The organism is Streptomyces sp. x-19 (genome assembly GCF_046549115.1).
In the GTDB taxonomy this organism is placed as follows: domain Bacteria; phylum Actinomycetota; class Actinomycetes; order Streptomycetales; family Streptomycetaceae; genus Streptomyces; species Streptomyces albulus_C.
The window spans coordinates 160658-187552 of sequence record NZ_JAJPWK010000007.1; the positions used below are offsets into that span (position 1 = coordinate 160658).

Annotated in this window: 22 protein-coding genes and 1 pseudogene; 7 read left to right on the plus strand and 16 right to left on the minus strand. The window is 74.6% G+C overall.

The window, feature by feature from the left end; translation table 11 throughout:
* Positions 1-189 precede the first annotated feature (189 nt).
* Entirely contained in the window at positions 190-1221 is a 1032-nt protein-coding gene (locus ACLJT4_RS19600) for a GlxA family transcriptional regulator (protein WP_411123552.1), read from the minus strand.
* Positions 1222-1351: 130 nt separating this feature from the next.
* On the opposite strand from ACLJT4_RS19600, the gene ACLJT4_RS19605 reads away from it, so the two are divergent.
* Entirely contained in the window at positions 1352-2290 is a 939-nt protein-coding gene (locus ACLJT4_RS19605) for an alpha/beta hydrolase (protein WP_411123553.1), read from the plus strand.
* A 197-nt stretch (positions 2291-2487) separates the two neighbouring features.
* Here the strand turns inward: ACLJT4_RS19605 and ACLJT4_RS19610 are convergent, their stop codons facing one another.
* The 3 genes from ACLJT4_RS19610 to ACLJT4_RS19620 are packed head-to-tail and all read right to left on the minus strand — an operon-like array spanning position 2488 to position 7664.
* Complete coding sequence (locus ACLJT4_RS19610) at positions 2488-4578, minus strand: serine/threonine-protein kinase (protein WP_411123554.1); 2091 nt, start codon at positions 4576-4578, stop codon at positions 2488-2490.
* Between the two features lie 35 nt (positions 4579-4613).
* Positions 4614-6788 carry a protein kinase domain-containing protein gene (locus ACLJT4_RS19615; RefSeq protein ID WP_411123555.1) on the minus strand — a complete coding sequence of 725 codons (2175 nt, stop codon included), beginning with the start codon at positions 6786-6788 and terminating at the stop codon, positions 4614-4616.
* 3 nt (positions 6789-6791) lie between these two features.
* A complete protein-coding gene (locus ACLJT4_RS19620; protein ID WP_411123556.1) occupies positions 6792-7664 on the minus strand; it encodes a serine/threonine protein kinase in 873 nt (290 codons plus the stop codon).
* A gap of 193 nt (positions 7665-7857) precedes the next feature.
* Here ACLJT4_RS19620 and ACLJT4_RS19625 point away from each other — a divergent pair, with 193 nt between their 5' ends.
* Positions 7858-8148, plus strand: coding sequence for a hypothetical protein (locus ACLJT4_RS19625; protein WP_411123557.1), 291 nt, complete (start codon positions 7858-7860; stop codon positions 8146-8148).
* Here ACLJT4_RS19625 and ACLJT4_RS19630 read toward each other — a convergent pair.
* The 3 genes from ACLJT4_RS19630 to ACLJT4_RS19640 form a co-directional block, all read right to left on the minus strand.
* A complete protein-coding gene (locus ACLJT4_RS19630; protein WP_411123558.1) occupies positions 8145-8861 on the minus strand; it encodes a restriction endonuclease in 717 nt (238 codons plus the stop codon). The two genes, ACLJT4_RS19625 and ACLJT4_RS19630, sit on opposite strands and share 4 nt — an antisense overlap.
* Positions 8862-8906: 45 nt before the next feature.
* The gene (locus tag ACLJT4_RS19635; protein WP_016576657.1) at positions 8907-9116 is read right to left on the minus strand and encodes a hypothetical protein; all 210 of its coding nucleotides are present in this window, start codon (positions 9114-9116) and stop codon (positions 8907-8909) included.
* A gap of 383 nt (positions 9117-9499) precedes the next feature.
* Positions 9500-9775 (minus strand): hypothetical protein, encoded by a 276-nt coding sequence (locus ACLJT4_RS19640; protein WP_411123559.1) that lies wholly within the window; start codon positions 9773-9775, stop codon positions 9500-9502.
* A 499-nt stretch (positions 9776-10274) separates the two neighbouring features.
* Between ACLJT4_RS19640 and ACLJT4_RS19645 the strand changes: the two genes are divergently transcribed.
* Positions 10275-10862, plus strand: coding sequence for a response regulator transcription factor (locus ACLJT4_RS19645; protein ID WP_275461246.1), 588 nt, complete (start codon positions 10275-10277; stop codon positions 10860-10862).
* 24 nt (positions 10863-10886) lie between these two features.
* Here ACLJT4_RS19645 and ACLJT4_RS19650 read toward each other — a convergent pair whose 3' ends face one another.
* The 4 genes from ACLJT4_RS19650 to lanKC all read right to left on the minus strand — a co-directional run bounded on the left by ACLJT4_RS19650 (position 10887) and on the right by lanKC (position 17320).
* Entirely contained in the window at positions 10887-12572 is a 1686-nt protein-coding gene (locus ACLJT4_RS19650; protein ID WP_411123785.1) for an ATP-binding cassette domain-containing protein, read from the minus strand.
* A gap of 71 nt (positions 12573-12643) precedes the next feature.
* On the minus strand, positions 12644-14434 hold the full coding sequence (locus tag ACLJT4_RS19655; RefSeq protein ID WP_411123560.1) for an ABC transporter transmembrane domain-containing protein: 1791 nt from the start codon (positions 14432-14434) through the stop codon (positions 12644-12646).
* 72 nt (positions 14435-14506) lie between these two features.
* Positions 14507-14635 (minus strand): SapB/AmfS family lanthipeptide, encoded by a 129-nt coding sequence (locus ACLJT4_RS19660; protein ID WP_016570339.1) that lies wholly within the window; start codon positions 14633-14635, stop codon positions 14507-14509.
* Between the two features lie 66 nt (positions 14636-14701).
* The gene (lanKC, locus tag ACLJT4_RS19665) at positions 14702-17320 is read right to left on the minus strand and encodes a class III lanthionine synthetase LanKC (RefSeq protein WP_411123561.1); all 2619 of its coding nucleotides are present in this window, start codon (positions 17318-17320) and stop codon (positions 14702-14704) included.
* Positions 17321-17771: 451 nt separating this feature from the next.
* Between lanKC and ACLJT4_RS19670 the strand changes: the two genes are divergently transcribed.
* Together ACLJT4_RS19670 and ACLJT4_RS19675 are read left to right on the plus strand one after the other, a co-directional pair.
* Complete coding sequence (locus tag ACLJT4_RS19670; protein ID WP_411123562.1) at positions 17772-20792, plus strand: amino acid adenylation domain-containing protein; 3021 nt, start codon at positions 17772-17774, stop codon at positions 20790-20792.
* 153 nt (positions 20793-20945) lie between these two features.
* Positions 20946-21725 carry an aminotransferase class IV gene (locus ACLJT4_RS19675; protein ID WP_411123563.1) on the plus strand — a complete coding sequence of 260 codons (780 nt, stop codon included), beginning with the start codon at positions 20946-20948 and terminating at the stop codon, positions 21723-21725.
* A 17-nt stretch (positions 21726-21742) separates the two neighbouring features.
* On the opposite strand, the pseudogene ACLJT4_RS19680 reads toward ACLJT4_RS19675, so the two are convergent.
* Both ACLJT4_RS19680 and ACLJT4_RS19685 read right to left on the minus strand, forming a co-directional pair.
* Positions 21743-22101, minus strand: a pseudogene (locus tag ACLJT4_RS19680) (hemin ABC transporter ATP-binding protein); the annotation flags it as partial.
* 95 nt (positions 22102-22196) lie between these two features.
* Complete coding sequence (locus tag ACLJT4_RS19685) at positions 22197-22901, minus strand: DUF2470 domain-containing protein (protein ID WP_411123564.1); 705 nt, start codon at positions 22899-22901, stop codon at positions 22197-22199.
* Between the two features lie 199 nt (positions 22902-23100).
* On the opposite strand from ACLJT4_RS19685, the gene ACLJT4_RS19690 reads away from it, so the two are divergent.
* Positions 23101-23574 (plus strand): GNAT family N-acetyltransferase, encoded by a 474-nt coding sequence (locus ACLJT4_RS19690; RefSeq protein ID WP_411123565.1) that lies wholly within the window; start codon positions 23101-23103, stop codon positions 23572-23574.
* An 82-nt stretch (positions 23575-23656) separates the two neighbouring features.
* On the opposite strand, the gene ACLJT4_RS19695 is transcribed toward ACLJT4_RS19690, so the two are convergent.
* A complete protein-coding gene (locus ACLJT4_RS19695; RefSeq protein WP_411123566.1) occupies positions 23657-24247 on the minus strand; it encodes a cysteine hydrolase family protein in 591 nt (196 codons plus the stop codon).
* Positions 24248-24397: 150 nt separating this feature from the next.
* On the opposite strand from ACLJT4_RS19695, the gene ACLJT4_RS19700 reads away from it, so the two are divergent.
* Positions 24398-25387, plus strand: a complete 990-nt coding sequence (locus ACLJT4_RS19700) for a GlxA family transcriptional regulator (RefSeq protein ID WP_411123567.1) — start codon at positions 24398-24400, stop codon at positions 25385-25387.
* A gap of 190 nt (positions 25388-25577) precedes the next feature.
* On the opposite strand, the gene ACLJT4_RS19705 is transcribed toward ACLJT4_RS19700, so the two are convergent.
* Together ACLJT4_RS19705 and ACLJT4_RS19710 are read right to left on the minus strand one after the other, a co-directional pair.
* The gene (locus ACLJT4_RS19705; RefSeq protein ID WP_411123568.1) at positions 25578-25928 is read right to left on the minus strand and encodes a hypothetical protein; all 351 of its coding nucleotides are present in this window, start codon (positions 25926-25928) and stop codon (positions 25578-25580) included.
* Between the two features lie 160 nt (positions 25929-26088).
* Positions 26089-26874, minus strand: a complete 786-nt coding sequence (locus ACLJT4_RS19710) for an SDR family NAD(P)-dependent oxidoreductase (protein ID WP_411123569.1) — start codon at positions 26872-26874, stop codon at positions 26089-26091.
* Between the last annotated feature and the right edge of the window lie 21 nt (positions 26875-26895).

Sequence of the window (26895 nt, forward strand, 5' to 3'; positions counted from 1 at the left end):
GATCCGATCCGTGGCCTCGCGGTGCTCGGGGCGAACGCCCGTTGGACGTCGCCGCCGGTGGACAACGCGTGTGGTGGGGCGCGGACTTCGTAGCGGGGCGTCACCAGGTACCAGGCGAGCCCGCCTCTCTGAGCGGCCGACTCCCCGTGCAGGCTGTCGTGTTCCCGGGGCGACCCGCGCCGAATGGCGTCAGGTGCCTGCGGACCGGACCCGTTGGTTCTCGGAGGGGGGTGGTGCGCAGGCAGTGGTGGCTGAGCGGAATGTCCTGCGGTAGGCGGACGGGGTGGTGTCCAGGGCGGTGCGCATGTGCTGCCGCAGGTTGGTGCCGCTGCCCAGGCCGGCCCTGGCGGCGATGTCGTCAACAGGCAGTTCGGTCGACTCCAGGAGATGGCGTACGTGTGCCAAGCGGGCCGCGGCGAGCCATTCGGCCGGGGAGAGCCCGGTCTCCTGCCGAAAGCGCCTGGTGAAGGTCCGTACGCTCATGTGGCAGTGGGCCGCGAGGTCCTTGAGGGACAGTCGCCGGGCCAGGTGTTCCGCCATCAGCGTCCGCGCCCCGGCCGTCGAGGTGCCCGCGTCCTCCCGCACCGGGTGCTCGATGTACTGTGCCTGCCCTCCGTCCCTCATGGGCGCGACGACGTTGTACCGCGCCACCCGGTTCGCCACGGAACTGCCGTGGTCCTCCCGGACCAGGTGCAGGCACAGGTCGATGGCGGCCGCGCCGCCGGCCGACGTCAGGATCCCGCGATCGGCGATGTACAGCGGGTCGGTGTCGAGGTCGACTGCGGGGAAGAGCCGCCGGAACTGCTGCGCGTAGCGCCAGTGGGTCGTGGCCCGGCGGCTTTCCAGCAGGCCGGCGGCGGCGAGGACGAACGAGCCGGTGCACAGGGACACCACCCGGGCGCGGCGCCGGGTCGCACGGCGCAGCGTCTCGGCGACGGAGGCGTCCACCGCGCCGGCGTCCAGTACCTCCGGGCAGCGGGTGCCAGCGACGATCACCGTGTCGGCGTCCTCCAGCAGGGACAGGTCGCCCTGGGGCGTGACGCCGTACCCGTTCACCGTCGGTACGGGGGAGCCGTCCGGGGTGAGGGTGCGCACCTCGTAGGCCGCGGTGCCCGCGCGGGTTTCGACCGCGGCCAGCATCTGGGCCGGGATGCTCAAGTCGAAGGCCACCACCGGTGCGAGGGCGAGGACGGCCACATGATGCGGTGTCGCAACAACCATGGCCCAATAGTTGCACATAGCGGCCCTCGGGCCACTTCTGTGCCGCTCGTGATCGGCAGAGACTGAGATCAGTTCCGCACCACGGACCGGACAACACCCGGTCGAACACCCGGAAGGTAGCCATCCAGCCATGACCGTCCCCACCGTCGATCCCGAGATCCAGACCCTGCTCGACACCGCCGACACCGGCGTCTTCCCCGTCCACGGCCTGGACGCCGTCCTCGCCGACCCCCAGCGCTACGCACTGCTGCGCACACACCCCGACACCCCCGTCGACGACCAGGTCAAGGTGCGAGACCTGTACATCCCCGGCCCCGCAGGACAACTGCGACTGCGCGTCTACCGCCCCGACACCACCGAAGACCTGCCGATGATCCTCTACGTGCACGGCGGCGCCTACACCTACGGATCCCCGGAGGCCGAAGAGGGACGCTCCCTGCGCTACGCCCGCGACACCCACGCCGTCGTCGTCTCCGTCGACTACCGCCTCGCCCCCGAACACCCCTACCCGGCCGCGGCCGACGACGCCTACGCCGCGCTGACCTGGATCGCCGACCACCCGGCCGAACTCGGCGGAGACCGCACCCGCATCGCGGTGGCCGGCGGCAGCGCCGGCGGGAACATCGCCGCCTCCACCGTGCTCCGCGCCCGCGACCAGGCCGGCCCGCACCTTCTCCTCCAGTCCCTGACCTACCCCAGTGTGGACGGCAGCCTCACCAGCGCCTCGGCACGGGAGTTCACCGACACCCCGGTCCTCAACCGGGGCGCGATGGAACTGGCCGTGCAGTACTACGCGAAGGACAGTCACGCCGACCCGTACGCCTTCCCCATCCGCGCCACCGACCTCAGCGGCCTGCCGCCCACCTACATCGCCGTGGCCGAGATCGACCCGCTGCGCGACGAGGGCCGCGACTACGCCGCACGCCTGTCCGCCGCCGGCGTCACCACCGAACTCGTCCAAGTCCCCGGCGCCGTCCACGGCTTCGACATCCTCTTCCCCCAGGCCCGCATCAGCGAACACAACCTCACCGACCAGATACGCACCCTGCGCGAGGCCCTCCACCCCTGACCGGGCGTCCCTGCCGGCCTTCGACCGGGAGGCACACAAGCAGCGCAACACCGTCGGTCGGTGCATCAACCGCTTGAAACAGCGGCGCGGAATCGCCACCCGCTACCCGCTACGGGAAGACCTCGCCCCTCTACCCGGGCGGACTCCACGTCGCGGGCGTCTTCCTCCGGTCCGCACGCCGATCCAAACGAAACCGCCTAGTACACGGGAAGTGCCAGCAATGTCGCGTGGTTGAGGACGAAGAGGCGGTTGCCGCTGGCGGCGATGGTGCGGGGCGGGCCGCCGGCGAGGGCGTACGTCTGGGGCCGGCCCTGGCCCGAGCGCGGCAGGCCGGTCACGCCGGTCTCCTGGCTCTCCACGATCCAGACGCCGTTGCCCTGGACGACCGGTGGCAGCCACGGCGGGACGACGCCGGCGACCATCATCGGGTCGGCGGCCTGGCTGCCGTCGGCGTGCAGCGAGCGCAGTGCGTCGCAGTCCAACGCGTGGACCACACCGCCGGTCACGGCGGGCGGGCCCCAGCCGCCGGTGCCGCGCCGCGGCGGTCGCAACGGGTCCAGGGACCACAGTCGGCGACCGCCGGCGACCTCCACCGCCGCCAGGCTCCGGCCGCCGAGATAGACGGTGCCGCCGTCGATGGCGGGCCGGAGCGCTCCGTCGGCCTGGCCCTTGCGGACCCAGGCGCGGGCACCGTCGCCGGCACGGACGGCGGCCACGTCGCCGGTCTGCGTGCACAGCACCAAGTGGCCGGCGCCGAGGGCCGCGACGGGGTGCCCGCCGGCCAGCGACAGCGGTGGCCGCTGCGTCCAGCGCACCTTCCCGTCGGTGCCGACGCAGCGCAGCCGGCCGTCGGTGGTGAGCAGGTAGACGGCGCGGGAGTCGGCGGCGAGCAGTGCGCCCACCTGCGCGTCCACCGTCCACCGCGGCGATCCGGTGGCGGCGACCCAGGTGCGCAGGGTCCCCTCGGCGTCGGCGGTGGCCACCAGGCGGTCCCCGATCGAGAGGTAGCCGGCGTCCGCCGTGGCGTCGCCGACCCGCCACCGTTCCCGGCCGTCGGTGACCCGGCGCGCCGCGATGCCGCCGCCGGAGGCCCCGAACACCACCACGTCGCGCACCGGCAACGGAGCCGGCGAGCCGGCGTCGGCCACGTCCTGGAGGGGGCCCCACAGCAGCGTCGGGGTGCCGTCGGCGGAACCCAGCGGCGCGGCCTGGACCTGCACGGCGGGCGGGACGTCGAACGGGTCGGACGGGGCGTCACCGCGGCTGAGCCACCAGGCCGTTCCGCCGCCCGCCGCGGCCAGCAGCGCGCGGCCGCCGGCGGCCGCGAGCAGCAGGCGCCGGCGGGAGACGCCGGGGCCGCCGCCGACCGCGCCGGGACCGGCGGTGGGCGCCGGGCCGGCCGGCTGGGACGTCACGCGCCGCGCCGCCGCCTCCCGCCTGCGGATCTCGTCCCCCAACCGGCCGGACTTCCACAGCTTCTCGGGCTGTCGCGGGGCGGCCGCGGCGTCGGCGACCTGGCTCGGCAGCGGGCGGGCCTTCGGGCCCTTGGCGAAGCACGGCGTGAGGAGGTACCGCAGGGACTCGGGCACGGCCTCCAGGTCCGGTTCGCCGTGCACGACCTCGTACAGGACCGCGGTGATCTCGGCGCCGGTGTACGCGGGGCGGCCGGCCGCGGCGTAGGCGAGGACGGCGCCGAGCGAGAAGACGTCGGCCGCCGGTCCGACGCGCTGGCCGAGGACCTGTTCCGGGGCGCCGTAGCCGGGGGTGACCGGGATCTGTCCGGTGCGGGTGAGGGTCAGGCCGTGTTCGGGGCGGGCGATGCCGAAGTCGATGAGCCGGGGGCCGCGGGAGGTCAGCACGACGTTGGGGGGCTTCACGTCCCGGTGGACGAGCCCCGTGGCGTGCACGTCCTGGAGCGTGCGGGCCAGTGACCGGGCCAACTCCCGTACGCCCGCGTCGTCGAGCGCTCCGAAGCGGGTGACGGCGTCGTCCAGCGTCGGGCCGGCCAGGAACTCGGTGGCGATCCACGGTCGGCCGCCCGCCAACTCGGCGGCCAGGACGCGCGCCACGCCCTCACTGGTCACCGCCTGCGCGGTGCGCGCCTCGCGCAGGAAACGCTCGGCCAGGTGCCCGTCGTGGGCGAGTTCCGGCAGCAGGACCTTCACCGCGGCGGGACGCGCGGACGCGTCCACGCCGAAGTACACCTTGCCCATGCCGCCCTCGCCGAGGACGCCGTGGAGGCGGTAGGGGCCCAGGCGCAGCGGGTCTCCCTGGCCGAGGGGTTTCACGGTGGTCGTCTCCTGGGTCGTGCGGGAGGGGCGGGTCAGGCCAGTGGAAGGGCGAGGGTCCGCTTCTCCTGGCGGACGTACAGGTGGCCGGCCTCGGCGTCGGCGGTCAGGACGACGGGCGTCGCCTCGTAGGTCCAGACGGCCTCGCGGGTTTTGAGGTCGACGGCGCGCACGCCCTTGTCGTCGGCGCAGTAGGCGTACCGCTTGCCGACCGCCACGCCCACGTCCCGCAGGCTCTTCCTGCCGGACAGCCCCTTCTCCTGCCAGTTCAGGGTGCCGGAGAGGGCGTCCACGGCGACCAGCCCGCGGTCCGCCTCGGTGCAGTAGACGACGCCGTCCTGGACGACGGGCGTGCCGTACCGCCGTTCCTCCCCCGCGCTGTCGCCGACGTCGCGCCGGGTGCCGAAGACCCACGCCAGTTCCCCGTCGGACAGTCGTCGGGCGGTGAGGGCCTGCGCGCCCAGGTACATGGTGCGGTCGTCGAGGACCAGATGGGACGGGGGTGCGCCGTCGAACGTCTCGGCGAGTTGCCACAGTTGGCGGCCGCTGGCCTTGTCGTGCACGGACAGGTGGAGGAACTTCGAGCCCTCCGACGGGCTCCCGCACAGCACCACCCGGGCCCCGGACACGGCGCCGCACAGCGCGGGCGGGCTGTTCTCGGCCTGCGGGCCGTCCACCGGGGTGCGCCAGCGCTCCTTGGCCGTGCCCAGGTCGGCGGCGACCAGGTACCAGCGTCCGCCGGCGGCGGCCTTGGCGACCAGGTACGCGACCCCCTCGACCACGCACAACAGCTGGTTGAACTTCTCCTTGCCCGCGAACGCGGACAGTTCCACCAGGGGCTTGCCCAACTCGCCGTCGGTCTGCGCGACCTCGCACACCGCGAGCGACGCGCCCTTCTCGGCCTCCCGCAGGGCGTAGATCCGGGTTCCGTCGGTGGCCGACCGGTAGCTCTCCTCGATGTTCGACTGCCACGTCGCGTTGCCCGACTCGGCGTTGATGCCGCACAGCACGATGCCCGCGCGCATGGCCAGGTTGCGGCCCACCCGCATCACCTCGCCGCCGGAGTCCGGGCACCACAGGCCGGCGCTCCACAGCGCGGTCGGCGGCTTCGGCTGCTCGACGGCGTCCTTCTTCGGAGTGTCGCCCCCGCCACCGCCCCCGAACAGGGCCCAGCCCCCGCCGCCGAGGAGTCCGCCCCCGAGGAGGGCACCCCCGGCCACGGTCAGCAGCCGCCGCCGGGAGACCCCCGGTCCGGCGGCCGGCTCGGCGTGCGGGGCGTCCGCGGGCACCGGCGGCGGCAGGCGGTGCGGCGGCTCGCGCCACACCTCGTCGCTGCGCCGGGCGATCTCCTTCAGCACCGCGTCGGGCAGCAGTTCCGCGAAGGCGCCGTGGTCGGCCGGGGCCCGGCCCGCGGCGTCCAGTGCGGTGCGCAGCTCGGTGGTGGACGGACGGTGTGCGGGGTCCTTGGCCAGGCAGCGGGCGAGCAGGGGGCGCAGCGTCTCGGGGACCCGGCCGAGTTCCGGCTCGCCGAATCGGACGCGGTACAGCAGGTCGGTGGGGGCGCCGCCGCCGAACGGGCCGACGCCGGTGGCCGCGAAGACCAGCACGCCGGCGAGCGCGAACACGTCGCCGGCCGCGGCGTGTTCCAGGCCCGCCGCCTGTTCGGGCGACATGAACGCCGGTGTGCCCACGGCGTTGCCGACGCTGGTGAGGTGCTCGTCGCCGAAGGCCCGGGCGATGCCGAAGTCGATGATGCGTGGGCCCTGTGCCGTCACCAGGACGTTGGACGGCTTCAGGTCGCGGTGCACCACCTCGGAGCGGTGCAGCTGTTCCAGCCCGGCGGCGAGGGCGGCGCCCAAGGCCCGCACGGCCGGCTCCGCCAGGGGCCCGCCCGCCTCGACGGCGGTGTCGAGCGGCGGGCCGAGGACGTACTCCGTCGCCAGCCACGGGGTGGGGGCCTGGGGGTCGGCGTCGACGACCGCCGCGCCGTGCCCGGAGCCGATGACGCGCGCCGCGTCCGCCTCCAGCCGGAATCGGCTCCGCAGTGTGGTGTCCGAGACGAGCCGGCTGTGCAGCGTCTTCACCGCGACGGTGCGGCCGCCCGCCGATCGGGCCAGGTAGACGGTGCCCATGCCGCCGCCCCCGAGGCGGGCGAGAAGGCGGAACGGGCCGACGGTGTGCGGGTCGTCGTGCAGAAGGGGGGAGATCACGCCTCAGCGCTCCTGGGTGGGCAGTGCGGTGGCGAGGACCCCCGCCGACTGGCGGGACAGCGCCTCGACGACGCGGCCGGGCAGGGACATCGGCTCGGTGGCGCCGGCCAGTCCGCCGTACGCCGCGCCCGGCAGCAACGCGCCCAGCACGGCGACCGGTTCGGGTCGGCCCTGCGGGTCGCGCGAGCGGCAGGCGGAGATGAGGTCGCGCAGGCCGGTGGGGACCTCGTCGCGTTCCGGCACGGTGTGGCCGGTCGCCGCGTACGCCAGCACGGCGCCCAGCGCGTAGACGTCGCCCGCCCGGTCCGCGGGGCCGCCCGCCGCGCGTTCGGGAGCCAGGCAGCCGGTCTCCAGGACGCCGGTCCGCGGGGGCGCGGTCGCGGCGAGGGGGTGGGCGCGGGTCGCGCCGAAGCAGCCCAGCAGCGGCCCGCAGGCGGTCAGCAGCACGCCCGCCGGACACACGCCGCCGTGCACGATGCCCAGGACGTGGGCGGAGGCCAGGGCCTCGGCCAACGCGCCGCCGAGCGTGCGGACCAGGGGTTCGGGCAGCGGGCCGCCGTGGGCGGCCAGCGCGGCCGGCAGCGGCAGGGCGGGCCGGTAGGGGCTGGCGTACCAGGGGAAGGCCGGTGTCCCCCCGAGTTGGGCGACCGGCCAGAACCCGGGCTGGGTCAGCCGGGCCGCCTGTTGTGCCTCCGCCGCCCACTGCGCCGGGTCGCTGCCGGGGGCCGGCAGGCACGCCACGACGGTGCGCCCGCCGTCCGCGCCGCGCGCCAGGTAGCGGCGTTCGGGCACGCCCCGGCTCCCGTCGACGTCGAGGCGCGCCAACGTCACAAAGTCCCCGATCCGTGGCGGATCGTCCTGCCGCAACTGCTGCACTCCGGTGTTGCTCCCCCGTCAGACGTGTTACGGCCGTGAGCCTATATACGGCCTGGCGGAAAAGGGAACGCGGGTCCGTTGCCGGGCGGCGGACGGACCGGCACGCGGGTCGGTCGGGAGGTGTTGGTGAAGGCTGCGCCAAGATCCTCGCCGGGCACGACGCGGTGGCGTACTGTGCCGCTGCACTCGACGGGTGGAGGGGGCTTCAGTGGTGGGGCGGGCCGAGCCGGGGCGTGTGATCGCGGGACGCTACCGGCTCCAGGAGGTGGTCGGCAGCGGCGGCTTCGGCCGCGTGTGGCGCGCGCGGGACGGGGTGCTGGGCGTCGACGTCGCCGTCAAGGAGGTATGGCTGCCGGAGTTGTCGAGCGACACCGAGGCGGCCGAGCGACGGGTGCGCGCCGAGCGGGAGGCGCACCACGCCGCCCAGTTGCGCGACCATCCGAACGTCGTCGCCGTGCACGACCTCACAGGGCAATACACCTAGGTCCAGGGCGGTGCGCCGCCGCCGAGCCAACGGGCCAGCCTGCGCCCGTCGATCAGCCGCAGGGGTTCGGGGAGCGAGGCGTTGGCGACCTCGGCGTCCCGGGTGAACCGCGAGGTGGTGACGATGACGGCCTGGTCGCACTGGTGATAGGCACGGTACGTGCCGTTCGCGGTGTAGATCGCCGGCGCACCGACCCGGTTGCCCTCGGCGTAGCGCTTGCACTGGACGGCGATGCGGCGGCCGTCGCGCAGGACGACGAGGACGTCCAGTCCGCGGTCGTTCGCCCCGCCGGAGACGGTGGCGGAGCGCACGGCCGGATCCTGGCGCGCGAGGTCGGCGACCGCGTGCTCGAACTGGGTACCGGTCATGTGGTGCAGGGCGGCGAGGGTGTGGGTGACGTCCCGGCGGGGGCCGGTGACGCCGGGGAGGTCGAGGCGGCCGGTCCGGACGAGGAGGACCAGCGTCGCCGCCGCGGCGGCGAGGACGCCGACGGTGACGGTGGCGACGGGGTGCGCCCGGGCCAGGGCGACGAGCGCGGCGAGCGGCAGCGCGGCGACGGCGAGACGGGTGAGGGCCCGTTCGCGTGCCCTGCGCCGGGCCGCTCGGCCGCGCGGCCGGCGGACGGGGCGCCGGGCGGGCCCGCGGACGGGCCGACGCGCGGGGCGCCGGTCAGGACGTCGGGTGGTGACGCGTCGTCGGGCGCGCTGGGTCATGCACGTTCCTCCCCTGGCCGGCCGGGTACCGAGTCGGTCCGGTGCTCACTGCCCGGACTGCGAGATGCCGTGCACGAGTTGGCTGAGGAACTGCACGATCCCCTGCCCTACCGGCGTCGGCGCGAGCAGGACGCCCAACGCCAGCACGATGACGACCGTCACCTTCTCGTCGAACCGGCTCCGGGCCTCCGTACGACGGCGCAACCGCAGGAACACGATCACCGCGAGCAGCACCACGATGTTGATCGTCAGCAACCGTCCGAACCTCCCCGTCGACCGCCGTCGCCCCGCCCGGCAGCGGGCCCCCTCCGGCCTGTCCTGTGTAGCGCGAACCGGGGTGTCCTGTAGCGCAGTTGCAAAGGGTTGTCGCGAAACGTGCGGCTGGCCGGAATGCGCAGCGGGTGCCCCGGCGGGCGGGGGAACTGGGACGATGCCCACAGGGGCGGTGTCCAGGGGGCGACTACCGGCCCCTTCCGTGCGCAGTGGCGAACGGCGTTCCCGGGCGGCCGGCCTCCCCGAACGGCACCGCACCCCGGAGCGCGCGTGCTCCGGGGTGCGGTGCCGTTCGGGGTGCGGTGCCGTTCGGGTCGGCGTCGTTCGGGTCGGTGTCGTTCGGGGTGGTGTCGTTCGGGGTGGTGTCAGCGACCGCGTCTGCGGCCGTCCACGTCGGTGCCGTTGATGTTGGCCCCGGCGCGCTGGACGACCTTCGTGATCCTCTTGTGGTTGTCGATGGCGACGTCCGAGCGGCAGCCGTCCGTCGGCGGGAACAGCAGGCTGAGGCTGAACGACGGGGTGCAGTGGACGTTCTCGATGAACCGGTCACCACCGCCCGAGGCGCTGGCCGTGCCAGCCACCGACAGCAGCAACGCACCGGCTCCCAGGGTGCCCGCGACCACATGCAATGCCTTGCCCACGACGGAACTTCCTTCCTCTACAGTTCCCGGCCCGATGCCGGGGTCACCGCGAGAACGAACCAGCGGCCCGAAGATCACGCGGCATTGCTCCGTCGCGGTGACGGGGCGTCGTCAGCGACCGTCCGGCCGGTCCGCCGGAGCGGGTGCGCGGTGGCAGGAAGTGGCAGGAATACGCCGTCGGTCGATGGCCCGGGCCGCGTCCGGGGCACCAGGGGCACTGTGCGGTTCCTACGGAGCGGGCGGCGGCCGGATGCGGAACCGTCGTGGGCCGGTGGCGGTCGGGGGTCGTGCGCGGTGTCCACGGCGGACGGGACGGATCAAGGGCGGCGGACGGGGGACGTTGTGCGATCCCGCTATGTCCGGCATGTATTGGGCAGCGCGTCAATACGGTCGCGAAGTGCCTTTTCCGGTCAGACGGGCCGGAAACCGCCCGCCGTCGGGCGCGGCCGGTGAGAATCTCAGCCGTGCATCCAGAGTCGAACGGTCCGAAGGGACACAGGTGATCCGGGTCTTGGTGGTTCATGAGACGCGGCTGTTGCGCTCGGCGCTCGCCTCGCTGCTGCGGGACGAGAAGGACATCGAGGCGGTGGCCGCCTGCTGGAGCAGCGCGTCCGGCACCGCCCGGTCCTTCCGTCCGCAGGTGTGCGTGGTGGACGGTGACGGCGTCGACCCGATCCCGACGGCCGGGCCGCCCGGCGGGCCGGACTGCGCCCTGCTCGTCCTCGCCAGCGCCTGCCGGCCGGGCGTGCTGCAACGGGCCCTGGCGGCCAAGGCCCGCGGGTTCGTGAACAAGGATGCGCCGCCGGACCGCCTGCGGCACGCGGTGCGCCAGGTCGCGGCGGGCGAGCGCTACCTCGACCACTCCCTGGCCCGCGACCTGCTGAACGCCGCCGACATTCCGCTGACCGCCCGCGAGTTGGCGGTGCTGCGGCTGGTCGCCAAGGGGGCCGGCGTGCCGGAGATAGCGGGCGAGCTCTATCTGAGCAAGGGCACGGTGCGCAATTACATGGCGGCCATCAACCGCAAGACCGGCGCCCGGAACCGCGTCGACGCGCTGCGCATCTCCCAGGCGGCGGGCTGGGTGTAGAGCGGTGACCGGGCGACCGCGCCGTCACGCGAGGTGCGCCCCGGTCGGGGGGCGCTCCGGGCACTGCGGGTCCCAGCCGCCCGCCAGGTCGCGGTAGAGCGGCGAGCGGCGCAGGAGGTCGGCGTGCGTGCCGAGGTCGGTGCGGGTGCCGTCCAGGACCAGGATGCGGTCGGCCCGCCGGGCGGAGCTGATCCGGTGAGCGACGACCACGAGGGTGCCGGGGCGGTCGCGGAAGGCGCGTTCGGCGCGTTCCTCGGCGGCCGGGTCGAGGTGGCAGGTGGCTTCGTCGAGGAGCACCAGGGGTGCCGGGGAGAGGTGGGCCCGGCCCAGGGCGAGCAGTTGGCGTTCCCCCTGGGACAGCGCGGTCGGGTCGAGCGGGGCGTCCAGCCCGCCCAGCCGGTCCACGAGCGGGCCCAGGCCGACGGCGTCCAGGGACGCCTCCAGTGCGTGGGGCGGCGCACCGTCGGGGCAGAGGTACAGCAGGTTCTCGCGCACCGTGCCGGTGAACACGTATGCCTGCTGCGGGATGAGGACGCGGTGCGGGTCGGGGCCGGTGGTGGGTGCGGACGGTGCCCGGCCGGCGACGCGGACCTCGCCGGCGGTGGGCGTGAGCAGCCCCGCGGCGAGCCCGGTGAGGGTGGACTTGCCGGTTCCGCTGGGGCCGACGACCACGAGGTGTTCGCCCGGTTCGACGGTGAGGTGCAGGTCGCGGACGACCGGTCGGGCGCCGGTGCCGTAGGAGAAGGTGGTGGCGCGGAATTCCACCCGGGGGCCGTCGGCGGGCGGTGCCGTCGGCGCGGCCGGGGGCGCCGGTTTCGGGTCGGGCGGGGTCTCGCCGGTGAGTCGTTCGAGCACCACCAGGAGTCGGGTGCCGGCGGTGCCGAGGGCCTGCATCACGCTCTGGAGGGCGGGTTGCAGCGCCTGGGTCAGATAGGTGAGGGCGCCCAGGACGTCCCCGGTGGTGAGGTGCCGGCGCAGCAGCCAGGGGGCGGCGAGCAGCAGCAGGAGCACCGGCAGTTGGCCGGCGATGCCGAGTGCGAGACTGCGGGCGGCCGTCCAGCGTGCCAGGCGGCGGGCGGTCCGGGCCTCGGCCTCGATCAGGGCGTGGGTGCGGGCCGCCGTGCGGCGTTGGGCCCCGCAGGCGACCACGTCGCGCAGGCCGGTCGCCACCGCGCCGAGCTCCGCCGCCAGCGCCTCGTCGGCCTGGAGGAAGGCCCGTTGGTGGCGGGCCATCGGGACGAGGGTGGCCAGGAAGAGGACCAGTCCGGCCAGCAGCGGCGGGACGACGACGAGCAGCAGTTCCGGGGCGAGCGAGAGCAGCCCGACCAGGGCCCCGGCGGCGGTGAAGACGAAGGAGCGGGCCACCAGCACCAGGCCGGCGAAGCTGTCCCGGGCCAGTTCCGTCTGGTTGGTCAGGCGGGAGACCACGGCGCTGTCCGCCGCTCTGGAGGGGTCCGCCACCGCCCGGCCCAGCGCGGCGGTGACCACCTGGCGCACCAGCCGGTCGCGCAGCGGCTCGACGAGTGCGGCCAGTCCCCGGAAGACGCCGCGGCCCGCGATTCCGCCGAGGACGACGGTCACCGCGGCCACCGCCAACCAGGCCAGACCGGTGCCGGTGCGCCCGGCCAGGAACCCGGCGTCGAGGGCGTGGGCGACGGCGTAGCCGCCGACGAAGGTGTGCCCGGACTCCAGCACGGACCAGGCCGCCATCGCCAGGAGCGCCCGGGGCCGGGCCCGCAGGAAGCGCACGGCGCGCGGCAGCAGCCGGAAGGCGGGGGCCGTCACGGGGCGGTCTCCGGTTCGGCGGGGGTCGGCGTGTCCGGGGCGCCGGGGGCGAAGACCGCCCGGTACGCGGCGTCCTGCCAGAGCTCGGCGTGCGGGGCGAGCGCGCGAAGGCGCCCGTCCGCGAGCCAGGCGACCAGGTCGGCGCGGGCCGCGGAGCCGACCCGGTGGGTGATCAGCAGCCGGGTGCCCGGCCGCACGTCGTGCAGCAGGGCTCGGGTGACCTGGTGTTCGGTGACGGTGTCCAGGCCGGAGGTGGCGTCGTCGAGGATCAGCAGCCGGCCGGCGTGGGCGAACGCCCGGGCCAGTCCGACGCGTTGGTGCTCACCGCCGGAGAGCGGCGCCCGGTGCGGTGGGGTGCGGTACCCGTCGGGAAGCAGCCGGACGAAGGCGTCGGCGCCGGCGGCGCGGGCCGCGGCCACCAGGTCCCGCTCGGCGGCCGGCCGGTCGGGCCCGCAGCCGATGGCCTCGCCGAGGGTGTCGCCGAACAGCACCGGCCGCTCGAAGGCGTAGCCGACCTCCCGGCGCAGTGCGCGCGGATCGACCGCGTCGAGGGGGACGCCGTCCAACAGGACGCGCCCGGCGTCGGGTTCGACGAGCCGTCCGGCGACGGCCGCCAGCAGCGACTTGCCGGAGCCGGAGGCACCGACCACCGCCAGGGTGGTGCCGCCCGGCACCACCAGGTCCACGTCGCGCAGCGCGGGTGCGCCGTCGCGCACGACGGTGACCGCGCGCAGTTCGAGCCGGCCGGGGCCGCCCGTGGGCAGCGGGCGGGAGCCGGTGGTGAGCGGGGGCAGGGCGAGGAGTGCGCCCAGCCTGCGGGCCGCGGAGCGGCTGCGCACCAGGGCGTTGAGCTGGCCGGTCACGCCGCCGAGCCCGGCGGCCAGGGTGGCGTAGCGGGCGGCGGCCAGGAGTGCGCCGACGGTGAGGGCCCCGTGGGACAGGCGGATGCCGCCGACGGCCAGTACCGCGGTGGTCAGCAGGGGCACCACGACGGCGCTGCCGGCCACGGCGTTCCCGTAGACCCGCCACATCCGGTGTCCCTGTGCGCCGAGTCGTGGCAGCGGGGCGAGGACCCGGCGGCGTTCGGCGTCCAGGGTGCCGGCGGCGGCGATGGTCCGGGCCCCGCCGAGCGCCTCGACGAGGCGGGCGGCGAGCTCGGCCTGGGCCTGCTGGTAGCGGCGCACGGCGCTGGAGGAGTCCCGGGTGAAGGACCGCAACAGCAGTGCCAGCACGGGGAGTCCGGCGACGAACACGACGGCCAGCCAGGGATCGGTGAGGGCCAGTGCGAGCAGGGCGCCGGCGGGGGTGAGCAGCGCCGCCACTCCCCCGGCCAGGGTGCTGGGCGCGGTGCCGGCCTCCGCCGCGTTGCCGGTCAGGCGGGTCACCAGGTCGCCGGGGGCGAAGCGGTCGGCGGCCCGGTGCGGGGCGAGGGACAGCAGGTGGTCCAGGCCGCGGCGGCGCAGCCAGGCGGTGCTGCGGGCGGTGGTGCTGCCGCCGAGGTGGGCGGCGACTGCTTCCAGGACGACCTCCGCGGCCAGCAGGGCGCCGCTCAGGGCGAGGGCGCCGGGCGCGGCGGGGGCGCCCGCCAGCACCAGGTCGAGGGTGCGGCCGAGTTGGGCGGGCAGGGCGAGGGCGGTCGCGGCGACGGCCAGGGCGCACAGGCCGAGGGCCGCGGATCCGGCCGCGCCGTGCCGGAGCGCGCCGCGGAGCACCGCCGCGGCGTCACCGTGGCCACGGGGTCGCGCGGCCGGCGCGGTCCCGGTCGGCGGCCGGGGGGCTGCGGGCATGGCGAGAACGTCACCTCCGTCGTGCGGACGGTCACCCCGGGGCGTTCGGTGTCGCCCCGGGGTGACCGGAGGTCACTTACAGGTGGTCACGCTCAGGCTGCTGTCGCCGCAGAGCAGCAGGCTCGCGCGGCTGCCGGTGTGCAGGTCGTCGTTGCCCTCGGGCTCGGGGGTCTGGAGGGTCTGGAGGTCGAGAAGGGACATCGGACTTCCTTTCGTCGTGGGACGGGAGTGTTCTTCAGGAACGGTCCCGGGTGACCGGGACCGGCTTCAGGGCCGCCGCAGCGGCGGGAGGAAGGGCAGGTGCACGGGTGCGTCGTGCAGGGCGCTGCCCAGGGCGAGCAGGCATCCGGCGGTACCGGTGCCCAGGTCCATGGAGAGGCGCATCATCTGCTCCCCGGCGAAGGCCAGGTGGCCTCGGTAGGGGACGGCGCCCCAGGAGAGCGAGTCGATCTGCCGGTCGAGGTCGGCCCGTTCGGTGCCGGGCCCGGTGGCGGTGGTGCGGCTGAGGTACAGCACCATCCCCGCCGCGCCGCGGAACAGGCCCGGTTGGGCGTAGAACTTGGCCTGTGCGGCGCGGACGATCTCGCTTCGGGCGCGGGCGAACTCCTCGTCCGGGCGGTGCGCGAGGTAGTCGTCGAGGACGATCCCGATGCCGACGCTGCCGGCGCCGAGGTACGGCATGGTGCGCCAGCCCTCGTTGACCTGGAGGGTGCCGCCGGCGCTGCGCACGCAGTGGGCGAGGTCGCGGCGCAGCGCGTCGGCGGCCAGGTCCAGCAGGCCCGCGTCGCCGGTGCGTTCGGCCATCCGCAGGCACAGCAGCGCGACGCCGGTGGCACCGTGCAGCAGTCCGGCGCGGGCCGCCGGGGCGGTGCCGGTCGCGGCCGCGTGGGCGGCCCCGAGGCGGTGGACGGCGAGTTCCGTGCAGCGCAACGCCTTCTCGTGCAGGGCGCGTTCGCCGGTGGACGCGGCCAGTTCGTCGAGTGCCAGGCCCAGGCCGGCGAGTCCGCCGTGCAGGTCCGGGGCGAGCGCCTGCCACGGTTGTGCGGCGATGAGGTCGAGCAGGTCCAGGGCCGGTTCGCGGTGGCCGAGCCGGTCGAGCACCCACGCCACGCCGGACAGCCCGTCGTAGAAGCCGAGGGGGCTGCCCGACACCGGGCTCTTCGTGCGCCGCAGCAGCCACTCCTCCCCGGCCGGGAAGGGCCGGGCCCCGGTCGCGTGCAGGGCGTACAGCACGCCGGCCGCGCCGTGCGCGACGCAGGTCCCGCCGCCCGCGACGGAGAACTGGGCGACGTCGCCGGGGAAGAGCCGGTCCTCGCGCTCCGGGGTGGCCGAGGCCAGGAGGGCGCGGACCATGGAGTCCCGGCTGTGCGGCCAGTCGCCGAGGCGGACCGGGAGGTAGCCCTCCGGCGCGCCCGGTGGTGCGGCGTCCGGCGCGGCCCGGCCGTCCGTCACCGGCGTCGGTCGACCGCGGGTGATCTCCGCGACCGCCGGCGCCAGGAACTCGGCCGGCACCGGGAACTGTTCGGCGGCGATCCGGGCCAGGTGTGCGGCCTTCCCCGGGTCGAGGGCGCACAGGCTGGTCAGCGGCAGGAAGAGGGCCAGCCGCAGACAGGCCAGGGCGTAGCGGTCGACGTCCGGGCCGCGGCGGTCGGCGGGTGCCACGAAGCCGGGGTTGGCGACGGTCTGCCGGCTGTCCGGATCGTCGATCGAGGCCGCCTCGAAGTCCAGCAGCACCACGGACGACTCGTCCTCGGAGAGCATGACGTTGAAGAGGTGGAGGTCGTTGAAGACGACCCCGCGGGCGTGGATCGCCTCGACCGCCTCCGTCACCATGCGGTGCACCCGCAGGGCCCAGGCGGTGTAGTCGGCCAGTCGCTCGGGGCCGGGGTCGTTCTCGATCAGGGGGTGGCGGCGGGCGAAGAAGGTGTTGAGGGGGCGGCCCTCGACGAACTCCAGCGCCAGGAAGGTGTGCTCGCCGAGCGTGAACCAGTCGAGGACTTCGGGCGCGCAGGCCAGGCCGGACAGCCGTTGCAGCGCGTCGCGTTCGCGCGCCAGGCGGGCGACCGCGTCCGCCTCGTCCGCGGCCAGGCCGGCGTGCGGGCGAGCTTCCTTGAGGACCACGCGCCGCTGGGTGCGCCGGTCGAGGGCGACGTAGACGCCGCCGCCGTTGGAGAAGTGCAGGGCCCGTTCGATGGTGTACGGCAGGTCGGCGACGGTGGTGGCGTCGCGGGCGGCCAGGTGCGGCGCGAGGAAGTCCGGGAGCGGCACCCACGTCGGGGGGCGGAAGGCGGGTTCGCGGAGGTCGGGGACGAGTGTTCCGCGGTCGTCCTCGATCGCCGGCCGCCGGTCGCCGTGCTCGTCGTGGCAGTACCGTTCGGTGAAGGCGCCGTAGCGCACGTGGACCGGTCCGGCGCCCCAGCGCAGGTCGCTCAGGACGTACGGTCCCGGCTCGCCGGCGAGGAGGGCGGACAGTTCCTCGGCGAGCACTCCGCACTGGTCGGTGTCGGCGGGGTAGACGGTCAGGAACTTGCCGCTGGCCCCGCGGTCCGCGTACTTGGCGTTGCGCATGTGGAGGAGGTAGCGGCTCGGTATGCACTTGAAGGCCACCGAGCGCGGGACGCAGTGGTCCCAGACCTTCGCCAGCACCCGTTCCGCGTTGTCCAGGCAGGCCGAGACGTGGATCTTCCAGCCCTGGGCGGGCAGTTCGCGGTCCAGCGGCCGGAACGCCAGCCAGTCGCCCGCGCGGTGGCGCTGCCAGCCGTCCGGCAGTTCCCGGCTCAACACCGCGTACGGCGCGGTGCGTCCGGCGGGATCGCCGGCGACGCGGTGCGGAGCGTCGTAGAACTTCCGGTCGGCGTCGCAGAAGGCCGCGTACCCCTTGTTCATCGCACTCCCCTCGGGCGGTGGCAACAGCCACGCTGTCACGCCGGCGAACGGTGAGACAGTCATGACTGTCATGGGGAGGCCGTGCAGAATGCATGTTTTTGGTGAAGGAAGGGGCCGTCGGCAGGGTGCGGCGCGCCTGCCGCCCTGGTGGCGGAGCGGCAGGGGTTCGCGCCGGTGGTGACGTCGCGCAGGGCGCCCCCCGCGACACCGTCGACGGCCCGCTGGTGAAGGAGCTCTACGCCGTGCACGCCGACATCCTCACCGCCCCGGCGACGCCGCCCCCCTCGTGGTGCCGCGGGCGCCCGGGGCCTGAGGACCGCCCGCCGGAGGCCCGCGACCGGTACCGGTGCACGAGGCGCGTCGATCGCGGTGCCGAGAACCGCGATCCGCGATCGAGGTGCATCGAACCCTCTAAGGAATTGCATAGTGTCGGGTGCAGTTCGATGCGGGGATGAAGCCAGAACCAGCCACCATGGCGGACACTCACCGTTTCGCCAGGACCGTGGTCCCCTTCGAGCACTGGTACTTGGGATTCCCCACCGCGCTGTCGCCGGTGCTGAACCTCGTCGTCGAGGGCGCCGGCCGGATCGACGCCGCGGAACTCCGCCGGGCGGTCGCCACGGCCGCGGAGTCCTGTCCCGGCGCCCGGTTGGCCCGGCGGGGCAACCGCTGGTCGGACAGCCGCCGGCCACCGCCGGTCCGCTGCGCGACCGGCACGGTGTTGGACCGCACCACCCTCAACGACGTCGCGGAGCTGCGGCGGCCCCTGCCGGTGCACGGCGCGTACTGCGAGGTCGTGCTGTGCGACGGGGAGTTCCCGGCCGTCGTCTTCCGCGCCTCGCACGCGGTGATGGACGCCCGCGGGCTGCGCCTGTGGGCGCTGGACGTCTTCCGGGCGCTGCGCGGTGAGGAACCGGAGGGCGCGCAGTCGGTGACGACCGTGGCCGAACTGGACGACCCGCTGCTCGCCCAGGCGGACGCCAAGAACCAGGACTTCGTCCTCCCGTCGCTGCTGGGCGTGCCGGCGGACGCGCGGTTCGGCGGCCACCGCTGGTGGCGGCGTTCGCTCGACGGCACCTTCCCCTCGGTGGCCGCCCGGCTGGCCACCGAACTGGCGCGGCTTTCGGGGCAGGAGACGGTGCCGGTGAGCATCCCGGTGGACCTGCGGCCGTACCACCCGGGGGTGCGCTCCACCTCCAACTTCGCGGTCACCGTCTCGCTCCAGGTCACCCCGGCGGACGGGTGGCAGGCCACCCAGCAGCAACTGCTGACGGTGCTGTCCGAACGCCGGGGCACCGTGCGCGCCCCGGGGCCCGAGGTGCTGAAGGTGCCGCTCGGGCTGCTGCGCATGGTCGTGCGCGGGGTGGACCGCAAGGCGCGCCGGACGGACCGTTTCTCCTCACTGGCCGGCGTGAACAGCCTCGGCAGGACATCCGCCGAGGCGTTCGCCACCGACGCCTTCGAGCCGGTCGCGAGCTACCTGCTCGCCCCGCGCGAGCCGGCGAGCCCGTTGGGCCTGAACGTCGTGGAATCCGACGGCCGCACCGAACTGACCCTGTCCTGGTGGCCCGGCGAGGAGGCGGAGGCCGGGGCGGAACGACTGCTCGACGCGCTCTGCGAGTCCCTGTCGCCGGCCGCCCACCGGGAGCGGGCCACGCTGCTGCCGCCGGTCCCGGCCGACGGGGCCGCCGCGCCCGGGGACCGGACGGTGGTCGACCTGTTCCGCGAACAGGTCCGCTCGCGGCCCGACGCGGTGGCGATCAGCGGCCCCGAAGGCGAGGTGACCTACGCCGAACTCGACCGCCGGGCGCGGGTGGTCGCCGCGGAGCTGCGCGCCCGCGGCATCGGCCGGGACACCGTCGTCGGGTTGTGCACGGACCGGACGGTGGCCGCGGTCACCGGGGCCTGGGGGGCGCTGCTGGCCGGCGCGGCCTACCTACCGATGGACACCAAACACCCGGACGGGCGGATCCGCGACCTGCTCCAGGACGCCCGGGCACCGCTGTGCCTGACCCAACACCCGCACGACGGACGTGACTTCCTGCCCGAGGGCTGCGACCGGCTGGTCCTGGACGAGCTGTCGTACGCGGCCGACCCGGCCGAGCCGCCGGCGCCGCCCGCGCCGTCCGACCTGGCGTACGTGGTGTACACCTCCGGCTCGACCGGCCGGCCCAAGGGCGTCGACATCGAGCACCGCAGCCTGACCAACTACGCGCACTGGGCGTTGCGGGAACACGGCATCGGCCCGGACACCCGGCTCCCCCTGCTGTGTTCGCTCTCCTTCGACGTCGCGCAGATCTCCCTCGTGCTGCCGTTCCTGGTCGGCGGCACGCTGCTGCTCATGCGCGACGAGCTCGACCACCTGTCCTTGCAGGAGGTGTTGGAGGCCGGGGCGACCGCGCTCGCGCTGACCCCGTCGCACCTCGACCTGATCACCCGGCTGGGGCTTCGGCCCGGCGCGGTCGGCACGCTGATGGTGATCGGGGAGCAGTTCACCCGGGCCCTCGCCCTGCGGGCCCGGGAGGTGTTCGGCCCCGCCTGCCGCATCATCAACCTCTACGGGCCGGCCGAGGCCACCATCGGGGTCAGCGACCACGTCTTCGACGCCGAACGGGACACCGGTGCGAACGTGCCCATCGGGCTGCCGCGGGACGGCGTCTCGCTGTTCCTGCTCGACGCGGAGCGCCGGTTCGTCGCCCCGGGCGAGACCGGCGAGCTCTACATCGGCGGCGTGCAGCTCGCCCGCGGCTACCGGGGCCGGCCGGACCTGACCCGGCAGCGGTTCGTGCGGCTGGCCGACGGCACCCGCGCCTACCGGACCGGGGACCTGGCGCGCCGGCTGCCGTCGGGCGAGGTGGAGTGCTGCGGGCGCGTCGACGACCAGGTCAAGGTGCGGGGGCACCGCATCGAACCGTCGGAGATCGCGTTCACGCTGGAGTCGCATCCGGCGGTCGCGGCGGCGGTCGTCGTGCCCCGGACACCGCCCGGCCGGACCGACCGGGCGCTGTGCGGCTACGTCGTGCTGCGGCCCGACGTCCCCCCGGTCGAGGTGGCGGAGCTGACGGCGCACCTCCTCGAACGCCTGCCGTCGTACATGGTGCCCGCCGCGATGTTGGTGGTCGCGGAGATCCCGCGCACCGTGAACGGAAAGGTCGCGGCGTCGGCGCTGCCCGATCCGTTCGCCGACGCGCAGGCGCCCGCCGACGCGACGCCGTTGGACGACACCGAGGCGGCCGTCGCGAAGATCTGGGCGCGGGTGCTGGGCACCGACCAGGACGGGATGGGGTCCGGGACCGACTTCCACCAACTGGGCGGCGATTCGCTGGCGATGATCGCCATGGTCGCGGAGGTGGCGAGCGAGCTCGTCGGCGCGGCGGGGGCCGAGGTGTTCACCCGCCGGGCGCCCGAATTCCTCGCGGAGCCGACGCTGGCCCGGGTGGCCCGGCTCGCCGACGCGGTCCGCTCGGCGTGACGGCTCCGGGATCCGGCCGCGTCGGGCCGCCCGAGCGGTGCGGAGCACGGTGCGCGCCCCGGGCGGCGGGTGCCGCCCGGGGCCTCCCCCCGCGCCGGTGCGGTCCGCGACCGCCGGCGCGGGGGTGGCCTGCGGCGCTGTCAGACTGAGCCGATGGACTACCTCAACGGCGAACCGGTCGGTGTCGACGCGCTCAAGGCACTGGCGCTCACCAACTTCGGCCACTTCACCACGCTGCGCGTCGACGACGGGCGCGTCAAGGGACTGTCGTTGCACCTCGACCGCCTGGCGGCCGACTGCCGGACCGTGTTCGACGCCGCGCTGGACCGCGCGCGGGTCCGCGCCCTCCTCGGCCAGGCCGTGGCCGGGCGGACGGGTTCGCTGGCCGTGCGGGTGACGGTGTTCGACCCCGGCCTGGGGCTGGCCCGGCCCGGGGCCGACGCCGAGCCGCACCTCCTGGTCACCTGCCGCCCGGTCGGCGGCCCGCTGGCGCCGTTGCGGGTCACCACCGTCGCGTACCAGCGGGAGATGCCCGAGGTGAAGCACGTCGGGCTCTTCGGGCAGTTGGCCATCCGGCGGGCCGCGCAGCGGGCCGGTGCCGACGACGCGCTGTTCGTCGAGCCGGGGACCGACGCGCTGTCCGAGGGCGCGACGTGGAACGTCGGCTTCGTCGACGCGCAAGGACACGTCGTCTGGCCGGCGGCACGAGTGCTGCCGGGGGTGACCATGCGGCTGCTCCAGGCCGTGCACACGTGGCAGCGGCGCCCGGTGCCGCGCACCGAACTCCCTCAGCTGCACGCCGCGTTCGCGACCAACGCCGCGATCGGCGTCCGCCCCCTCGCGGCCGTCGACGACGTGCCGCTGGACACCGACCACCCGCTCCTCGACGTGCTGCGGCAGCGCTATCGGGAGCTGCCCGACGAACGCCTCTGAGCCGGCCGCCGGGCACGTCACGGCCGGTGCGGCAGGATCAGGGGCGCGCCGGTGCGCGGGTGCGGCAGGACCTCGACGGGGTGCCGTAGACCCGGCTGAGCAGTGCGGGTCGCAGGACGTCGGACGGTGGCCCCACCGCGGCGATCCGGCCCTCGTGCAGGACCGCCGTGCGGTCGGCGTGCGCGGCGGCCAGGCCGAGGTCGTGCAGGACGACCACCACCGCGGCGCCGGCGGCGGCCCGGCCGCGGCACAGGCGCAGCACGAGTTCCTGGTGGCGCAGGTCGAGGGCGGCGGTCGGCTCGTCCAGCAGCAGCAACGGCGCTGACCGTGGCCGCCGGCGCGAGCGCCGTCGCCGCCCCACCAACAGGGCGTCATAGCCCGGCAATCACCGCCCAGCCGTGACGGAGTCCGTGAACGTCGAACGGCCCGCCCTTCGGGGCGGGCCGTTCTGCTGACGCAGGCGGGCGCGGCTCAGGTGAGCAGGTGGCCGGTGTGGGAGAGGCGCCGTGCCGTGGCCGCGAGGGCGTGGATCCGGGGGCCCGCCTGGTCGACATGGGCCAGCGGTGCGCTGAACGGCAGTCGGACGTCCCGGTGGCCGTTCGGGTATTCGAGGCGCAGGACCAGCCCGTGGCGGTCCATCCGCACCGGCAGCACGCGCAGCACGCCGGCTTCCGGCACCGGCCGGACGAGGCGCAGCAGCAGGGGGACGAGTTCGGCGTGGTGGTCGACGAGGTGGGTCAGCATGCCCGCCTCGCTCGTCGCCACGGGGTCCGGTTCGGCCGCCTCCAGGGCTTCGAGGGTCACGTAGGCGCGGCCGTCGGCGTCTTCGAGGACGGCCTGGCCGAATTCCATACAGGTGCTCTTGGTTGCGTCGGGGCCGTACGGGGCGGCCAGCAGCCCGGCCACGGTGACGCGGGCCCGCAGGCGGTCGCGCACCGGGGTGGGCGCGATGTCGGTGAGTTCCAACCGGACCGGAACGCGTCCGACCAGGTGGGCGGCGTCGCCCTCGCACGGGGCGTGCAGGTGGAAGTGGCCCATCGCGTCGGTGCCGTCGAGGCGCCGCACTTCGGTGTGCAGCCCGTCGCTCACCACCGTCATGGAATGGGCGGCGGCCAGGATCGAGCGGACACGCTCGGCGGCGGTCGGGGTGTGAGCGCGAGCACTGAAAAGACGCATCCGGGTTCTCCAGGGGCAACCAGGGAGGGGCTACTTAGGTTTGCCTAACCTAACTTACACCTCGTGGGCCGGCACCCGAACGAACCCGGCCAGTCGGCGCGCCCCCGTTCCACCCCCAGAGACCCCACACCCCTCCCCTCACCCCACCTCCCCCCGAATCTCACCTGTGTCCCCCGCACCACCGCGCTACCTTGCTGCGATGACCGTCGACGCACAGACCGTGATCCGCCCCGGGGAGCCGACCGACGCGGCCTCGATCGCCCACGTCCACATGGCCTCCCGGGCCGCGACCATGCCGTACCTCCCGCCGCAGCGACGCACCCACGACCACGTGACCCAGTGGATCCGGGACATCGTGCTGCCCTCGTACCGGACGTGGGTCGCCCTGCGCGACACCGAGGTCGTCGGCTACGCCACCGTCGAGGGGGCGGTGCTGCACGACCTCTACCTGCGTCCGGACGTCCTGCGCCAGGGCATCGGGACGCTCCTGCTCGACGAGGTCAAACGGCACAGCACCGGCGACGTCTCGCTGCACGTCTTCCAACAGAACACCGGCGCCCGGGCGTTCTACACCCGGCACGGATTCACCGTGGTCGACACCGACGACGGCAGCCGCAACATGGAGGGGCTGCCCGACCTGACCCTCCGCTGGCGGGCGGACGGCGCGCACTGAACCGCCCCGGAACCGCCGCGCCGGACCGCACGCCCACTCCCCCGTGGTCGGCCCGCCGGTACGGCGGCAAGGGAGCCGACGCTCAGCCCAGCGAGGCGGCGGACGGCACGACCACGCCGTAGAGGTCGGCGATCGTGGCGAGCGCGCCGTGGTGGATCTGGTCGGCGGGCTGTTCCGCGACGGCCGTCCGCAGCGACCGGGTCGCGCAGGCGTCGGCCACCACGGTGGGCCGGTTGCCGCGCAGGAAGGCGCCCTGGGCCGTGAAGGTCACGCACATGTGCGTCATGAATCCGATGACGATGACGTCCTTGTTGCCGGCGGCGTCGACGCGCTCCCCCAGGTCGGTGCCGACGAACGCATCGGGGGCCGCCTTGACGACGACGTCCTCGCCGTCCACGGGCGCCACGCTGGAGTGGATCTGACCGATGTCGGTCCGGATGTCGTAGGCACTGCCTTCCCCACCGTCGTGAATGACGTGCAGGACCTTCGCGCCGGCCTTCCGCGCGTCGGCCAACAGCGCCGCCGCGGCGTCCAGGGCCGGCTGCCACCCGGTCAGCTCCAGCACACCGCGGGTGTAGGTGTTCTGGTAGTCGACCAGGATCAGGGTCGCGTCGGCCAGTGACGCGGGCGTCTGGTCGAGGCCGGTGAGTTCGCGCAGGGTCGTCGTAGGCATGGCGGTGTCCCCTCGGGGTGCGGATCGGATGGTCAGGGCCAGCACGTGGTGGCCGCCTCCCACGCTAGGAGCCGCCGCGCATGTCGGCAATGACATGTAACCTGCAGATCCGGACATCCCCGGAGGCTCGCCAGCCGGACGGAGACCCTCGTGAGCAGCATCGAACGGTTCATCGTCGTCGTCCTCTTCGACGGCGTCGACCTGCTGGACGTGACGGGACCTCCGGAGGTGTTCGCGCTCCTGCGAAGGGAGTTGGCCGGCGAAACGGGCTACCGCGTCGCGCTGGCCGCCGAGACCATGGACCCCGTCACCACCTCGGCCGGCGTCCGCGTCCTGCCCGACACCACCTTCCGCGAGGTCGCCGGCAGGAGCATCGACACCCTGCTGGTCCCCGGCTCGGTCGAGGTGGACGGCGACGGCCGCGTCCGCGCGGTCACCGACCCGGCGGTGGTCGCCTGGGTCAGGACGCTCGCCGGCCGCACCCGGCGCGTCGCCTCCGTCTGCGTCGGCGCGCACCTCCTCGCCGCCGCCGGTCTGCTCGACGGCAGGCGCGCCACGACCCACTGGTCGACCGCCCGGCAACTCGCCGCCGAACACCCGTCGATCGAGGTGGACGCCGACCCGATCTTCATCCGCGACCGCGACGTGTGGACCGGCGCAGGCATCAGCGCCTGCCTGGACCTGTCGTTGGCCCTGGTGGCGGACGACTTCGGCGAGGCCGCGGCGCTGCGCGTCGCCCGACAGCTGGTGATGTACCTCAAACGCCCCAGCGGACAGAGCCAGTTCAGCGTTCCACTGGAGCCCGTCTCGACGACCCGGCGGATGGACGGGCTCCGCCACCACATCACGCGCACCCTCGCCGGCAGCCTCACCGTCGCCGACCTCGCCGCGCACGCCAAGGTCAGTGAGCGGCAGCTCACCCGCGTCTTCAAGACCGAACTGGGCATGACGCCCGCGGCCTACGTCGAGGCGGCCCGGGTGGAAGCGGCCCGCAACCGACTGGAATCGACCGACGACACCCTCGAACGCGTCGCCTCCGCCTGCGGGTTCCACACCATCGACACCCTCGTCCGTGCCTTCCGCCGCAAACTCGACACCACCCCGACGGAATACCGGAACCGCTTCCGCTCCGCCGTCTAGCGGGCCAGCGGCGCCGGGCCCGCGGTTCCGGGCAGGACCGGGTGGGACCGGGTGGGCCGCCGCCTCCCGGCCGCCGTCCGGCCCCGACGATCGGGCGACCGGCCGAAGGTCCTCCCCCAAGGTCCCCGGCCGGCCGCCCGGTCATGGCGTGCCGGCCGGGTCGCCCCGGCCGGTCGCGCCGCGGCGGCGCTTACGGCACGAGCACCACGGAGTTGATCGGCGTCATGTTGTAGGGCGCGGACTCACCCACGCCACGCATCACGACGGAGCAGCCGCCACCGCCGTTGTACCCGTAGCAGAACTGGAATCCGGCGCCGCCCGTCTGGTTGTTCACGATCACCCGGTCACCGGTGACGTTCGACAGGTTGTGGACGCCGTAGCTGTAGAAGATGTTCTTGCTCAGGATGCTGCCGTTGGTCTCCCGGATACAGACCGCTCCGGACGGACAGGGCGTCGCCGCCGCGGCACTGGGAGCCACGGTGAGCCCGAGGACCCCCACGGCCAGTGTCAGACCAGCGACCGATACAGCAATCTTGCGCATTTTTCCCCCCAATCTCTTGATGCCCCGTTATGGGGCACCTCGCAGCAGAACGTATCCCCCGCCGACGAGTGGGCACCAGAGCGCCGGTACAAGTCATCGGCACCGCTTCCGCTTCCGGGGCCGACGCGGACGGGCCGCCGGAAGCGGGACGGTCCGGCCGTCACTTGGCCAGGTATCCGCCGTCGACCACGTGGTCGCTGCCCGTCAGGTACGAGGCGTCGTCGGACACCAGGTACGCGACGAGTCCGGCCACCTCGGCCGGGCGGGCCGCGCGCCCCAGCGGGACGGCGGCGAGCAGCCCGTCGGTGGCACCGGGCGGCAACGCGGTGACCATGGGCGTCTCGACGATGCCCGGCGACACCGACAGCACCCGGATGCCCTGGTCGGCGTGTTCCCGGGCCGCGGTCCGGGTCAGCGCGAGGACGCCCTGTTTGGCCGCGGCGTAGGCGGCGTGGTTGCGGAAGCCCGCATGCGCGGCGATGGAGGCGAGGTTGACGATGACGCCGCCGGTGGGCGCCATCGCGGGCAGTTGGTGGTGCAGGGCGTGGAAGACACCGTGCAGGTTCACCTTCAGCACGGCGTCGAAGTCGGCGGGCGACAGCTCGGCCAGCGGGCTGAGCGGGCCGTTGACCCCGGCGCTGTTCACCGCGATCCGCAGGCCGTTGCGCACGGTGGCGGCATCCGTGACGACCCGGGCGACGCTGTCCGGGGCGGTGACGTCGACCCGGCGCGCCAGTGCCGTACCACCGGCCGCGCCGATCCGTTCGGCCACCCGCTCCGCACCGTCCTCGTCGAGGTCCGCGACCACCACCACGGCCCCCTCCCCGGCCAGGCGCACCGCACAGGCCGCACCGATCCCGGAGGCGCCACCGATCACCAGGGCGACCCGGTCCTGAAGCCGCCCGGACCGCGGGCCGGGCCACGGACCCGCCTGCGAAACGGTCACGGTGCCTGGCTGGGTGCCTGG